This window comes from Micrococcus sp. HMSC31B01, from assembly GCF_001816085.1.
Classification (GTDB): Bacteria; Actinomycetota; Actinomycetes; order Actinomycetales; family Micrococcaceae; genus Micrococcus; species Micrococcus luteus.
In genome coordinates, this window is sequence record NZ_KV825308.1 from 1 (window position 1) to 2,879 (window position 2,879).

Below are 2,879 nucleotides of genomic sequence, written 5' to 3' on the forward strand. Positions count from 1 at the left end.
GGCCCCGGAGGCGGGGCCGCTGGCCGCCGTCGGGACCACCGCGGCGCGCCTGCTGGCCGCAAGCCCCCTGGTGGCCGGCGTCTGGTTCCTGACCCAGATGCTGCTCGTGCTCGTCACCGTGCGCCTGCTCGCGCTCGGCATCACGGAGGGGCACCACCCCGTGCGCTCCCGGGTCGGCTGGCAGGTGTGGGCCACCGAGCGCGTCCTCGACGCCGCCCGCGACCAGCTGTTCCCGATCTACGCCTCCCGCTTCACGCCGACGTGGCTGCGCCTGCTGGGCGCCGAGGTGGGCCGCGGCGTCGAGGCCTCCACCGTGGTGCTCCTGCCCTGCATGACCCGCGTGGGCGACGGCGCGTTCCTCGCCGACGACACGATGGTCTCCTCCTACTCCCTCGACGGCGGGTGGATGCACGTGGCCCCCGCGAAGGTCGGCAAGCGCTCGTTCGTGGGCAACTCCGGCATGGTGCCCGGCGGCCGCACCCTGCGCCGCGACTCGCTCGTGGCGGTGCTGTCCACCACCCCGGCCAAGACCAAGGCGGGCACGTCCTGGATGGGCTCCCCGCCCGTGCGCCTGCGCCGCAACGAGGTCACCGCAGACGCCGCCCTCACCTACGACCCGCCGGCCCGACTCAAGGCCGCCCGCACCGCCTGGGAGCTGCTGCGCGCGATCCCGGTGTGGTTGCACGTGGCCCTGTCCCTCGCCGTCGGCGCGACGCTGGCCGCCCTCATCGCGGTCGGCACGTGGGCGCTGGCCTTCGTCCTGGGCGGCGTCGTCCTGCTCGCGGCCGGCGCGGTCGCGGCGAGCCTGACCGTGCTCGCCAAGCGGGTCTTCGTCGGCCGGATCCGCGCGGGCGAGCACCCGCTGTGGTCCTCGTTCATCTGGCGCAACGAGGTCGCGGACACCTTCACCGAGTTCCTCGCCGCCCCGTGGTTCAGCCGGGCCGCGGCCGGCACCCCCGCCCTGGTCTGGTTCCTGCGCGCGATGGGCGCCCGCATCGGCCACGGCGCCTGGGTCGAGTCCTACTGGCTGCCCGAGGCCGACCTCGTGGAGCTCGGCGACGGCGCCACCGTGAACCGCGGCTGCGTCGTCCAGACCCACCTGTTCCACGACCGCGTGATGTCCCTGGACGCCGTCGTCCTGGAGGACGGCGCCACCCTCGGCCCCCACTCCGTGGTGCTGCCCGCCGCCCGCCTGGGCCGCGGCACCACCGTCGGCGCCGGGTCCCTCGTGATGCGCGGCGAGGAGCTGCCCGCCGGCACGTGGTGGCTCGGCAACCCGGTCTCCCCGTGGCGTCGTCCTGACGGCGACCCCGCCGCCGCGGCCACCCCCTCCCGAGAGGAAGCATGAGCACCGATCCCTACGTCCCGGGCGTCGGCACCGACGCCGCCACCGTCGAGCACATCGCACTGGACCTCGACGTGCGCCTGGCCGCGAACCGGGTCTCCGGCACCGCCGTCCTGCGCGTGCGCCTGACGAAGCAGAGCCGCCGCATCGAGCTGGACCTGTACCGGCTGCGCGTGTCCCGGGTGGACGCCGTCGTCGACGGCCGCGCCGTCGCCTCCTCGTTCACCCAGCCGGGCCGCGCCCCGAGCCGCCTCGTCGTCGACCTGGACGAGAGCCGGCCGGAGGGCACGCTCGTGGAGCTGACCGTGGTCTACGCGGGCACGCCCACGCTGCGGCGCAGCCCGTGGGGCACGATCGGCTGGGAGGAGCTCACGGACGGCGTGCTCGTGGCCGGGCAGCCCCACGGCGCCTCCACGTGGCTGCCGTGCGTGGACTCCCCCACCTCCCGCTCGACGGCGGAGATCACCCTCACCTGCGACGCGGGCTACCTGCCCGTCGCCAACGGCGTGGGCGCGCCCGTGCGCACGCGCGGCTCGCGGGTCACGTGGCGGTGGCGGCTCGACCAGCCCGTGCCCGCCTACCTGCTCAGCGTGCAGATCGGCCGCTACCGGCTCGTGGACGCCGCCCCTCCCGCCGAGGGCCTGCCGCCGCTGCGCCTCGTGGTCTCCCCGCGGACCGAGCAGCGGGCCCTCCGGGCCCTTGCCCCCCAGCCGGCCATGATGGCCACGTTCATCGACGCCTACGGGCCATACCCATTCGAGGACTACACCGCGGTCGTGGCCGACGAGGAGCTCGAGATCCCGCTCGAGGCCGCGAGCATGTCGCTGTTCGGCACCAACCACCTGGACGGCTCGTGGGAGTCCGAGCGGCTGATCGCCCACGAGATGTCCCACCAGTGGTTCGGCAACGCCGTGACCCTGGGCCGCTGGTCCGACCTGTGGCTGCACGAGGGCTTCGCCTGCTGGTCCGAGTGGCTGTGGGCCGAGGCCTCGGGGCGGTCCAGCATCACCTCGATGGCGCGGCGGGCCTGGCAGAAGCTGGCCGCGCACCCGGTGGAGCAGGCGCTGGCCGAGCCCGGGCCGGAGGAGATGTTCGAGGACTGGGTGTACAAGCGCGGCGCGCTCACCGTGGAGGCGCTGCGGCACCTGCTGGGCACGGACCTCTTCGGCTCCATGCTGCGCGCCTGGGTGCGGGAGCACCGGTTCGGCACCGTCGACTCCCTGGGGCTGCGCACGCACGTGCACGCGTGGGCCCCGCACGCCGGGGTGAGCCGAGCGCAGGTGGACGAGCTCTTCGACGCGTGGACGCTGCGGCCCGAGCTGCCGCCGTTCCCGGGCTGAGGCGCCCGCGCGGTCGACTCAGCGGCCCCGCAGCGCCAGCGCCCCGAGGAGACCGCCCGGCAGCCGGTCGGTGAGGTCCACCAGCACGACGTCGGCCGGCACGGTCAGCGCGTCGACGGCGGCGGGGTCGCCCGTGAAGCCGGTGCCGGCGGCCTTCACGAGCGCCTCCTTGCGCGTCCACAGCCGGGCCCGCG

Annotated in this window: 3 protein-coding genes; 2 read left to right on the forward strand and 1 reads right to left on the reverse strand. The window is 75.3% G+C overall.

All coding sequences use genetic code 11. The features are described from left to right. Positions 1–1,348 (forward strand): Pls/PosA family non-ribosomal peptide synthetase (locus tag HMPREF3105_RS09990; RefSeq protein ID WP_371441113.1); only part of this gene is annotated, 1,348 nt, incomplete at its 5' end. Then, the gene (locus HMPREF3105_RS09995; RefSeq protein ID WP_036337490.1) at positions 1,345–2,685 is read left to right on the forward strand and encodes a M1 family metallopeptidase; all 1,341 of its coding nucleotides are present in this window, start codon (positions 1,345–1,347) and stop codon (positions 2,683–2,685) included. The genes HMPREF3105_RS09990 and HMPREF3105_RS09995, both read left to right, overlap by 4 nt. Before the next feature lie 18 nt (positions 2,686–2,703). Here the strand turns inward: HMPREF3105_RS09995 and HMPREF3105_RS10000 are convergent, their stop codons facing one another. Next, positions 2,704–2,868 (reverse strand): hypothetical protein, encoded by a 165-nt coding sequence (locus HMPREF3105_RS10000; protein WP_236743623.1) that lies wholly within the window; start codon positions 2,866–2,868, stop codon positions 2,704–2,706. Positions 2,869–2,879 lie beyond the last annotated feature (11 nt).